Genomic DNA, 1,522 nt, shown 5'->3' with positions numbered 1-1,522 from the left:
GGATGGAAGCGAGTTTTATTTGACCACAAAGTCACAAAGGAAGCAAAGAAATCGGCAAAAGTCTTTTCGCCAAAATCAGCCCCAAAGGGTTTTTTCACTCGGTAGTTTTTTAGGTGTTCTTCTTAATAAATCTGCTAGAATTAACATGATCTATATTTTACCGCAAAGACGGAAAGGGCGCGAGGAAATCCGCAAAGTATTTATCCTTTTAAACCTTTAAGTCAGACTACCGAGTAGTCAAACCATCAATAACCGCTTGTGCAACCCGTGGATAAAAAATACACTCGAAAGTTATTCTCCCGCCTACAGAAATCAATTGGAAACGACATGTGATGGGGTAGGATGGACGGTGGTTTCATTTTTACCACATAGTCACACAATAGACACATAGAAATAAAGGGAGGGATCGAACATCGGAATTAGAAATTCCTGGGATAGAGGTTCGGTATTCCAAATCCCGAACAGCGGGTTGGACGGTAATTATCGAAGCGGGGAAGCACCAAAGTCGTGATCTTGTTGGGCTTGCCTTTTCACCTTCTTTTACTTCGGCCAGTAGCGTCTACCAGAGTAAAATTTCCACTAACTGGTAAATTCGACTTCTTGGAATTCACTCAATTCAAATTCCCACGTAAAAAGGTGGTCATGGGTATTGTTTTACACCAGAACTGCACTCATAATTCTAGCTCTGGATTTTAATCCTGGGCTAAAGGTCTACAGCGTCCTTTAAATTGTAAGCAAAACATTTATTTTAAGCTGGTGAATAGTAGCATATTTTTATTGGATGACAGGCAAAAATACTGTTAAGCTAAGTTTTGATAGAAATGAGATTCAAGCATACAATTAATCTAAAAACTTAAAAGCTTTTTCATATTTTTACTAATACTTGAAATTAAGTTTGAAAAAATGAAGTACTTGTTTGTAGTCATTTTTATATTGTTTTGTTCGGGGGCAAAAGCCCAGTTTTTGAAAAAAAATGCCATTTACTTGAGTAACTCCGCATTAATAGGAAATTATTTTGGTTTGTCAAGTAGTTTAAATTATATCCATAAAGAAAATTTCATGATAGAAGTCGGGGTCATGGGCTTGGCTAAAAGGCCTATGGACCGACCTGCCGACTACAACGGTGGATTACTCAATGCTCTTACCTTTGGTATCGCCACCCCAAGAAACTATGTTAATTCCTTTCAGTTCCTTTTTGGAAAATCTATCAATTTGACACCTGAAGGAAATCAACGGATCAACCTGAAGGCAGGTCCAACATGGAGTTCTACCCATAGACCTCATAATTGGCAGCGGGTATCGGGGTCTGGACTCATCGCGGGAAATTATTCTTATGAGTACCTTGATGGAAGAGGACTTGGGTTGATTGTCCGGCCTACATTTGAAATGCCCTTTACGCAGGTATTAGGATTTGGGGTAGGTACATATTTTCACTTCCACAGACATTCAGTCAATGCAGGCATCGAACTAAATGTCATGATTGGTTCGATGCGCCTAAAACGATAATATTAAAAAGGAAAGC

Annotated in this window: 1 protein-coding gene; it reads left to right on the top strand. The window is 39.0% G+C overall.

Features of this window, described 5'->3' with window-relative positions; all coding sequences use genetic code 11:
- Positions 1–1,059 precede the first annotated feature (1,059 nt).
- The gene (locus tag BVH04_RS14460; RefSeq protein ID WP_140160596.1) at positions 1,060–1,506 is read left to right on the top strand and encodes a hypothetical protein; all 447 of its coding nucleotides are present in this window, start codon (positions 1,060–1,062) and stop codon (positions 1,504–1,506) included.
- The last annotated feature ends 16 nt before the right edge of the window (positions 1,507–1,522 follow it).

Source organism: Algoriphagus antarcticus, assembly GCF_002150685.1.
Taxonomy (GTDB): Bacteria; Bacteroidota; Bacteroidia; order Cytophagales; family Cyclobacteriaceae; genus Algoriphagus; species Algoriphagus antarcticus.
This window is presented reverse-complemented; position numbering and strand designations above follow the sequence as displayed.

Coding starts and splice junctions, on each gene's coding strand:
- BVH04_RS14460 (WP_140160596.1), top strand. CDS start 1,060: ATGATAGAAGTCGGGGTCATGGGCTTGGCTAAAAGGCCTATGGACCGA.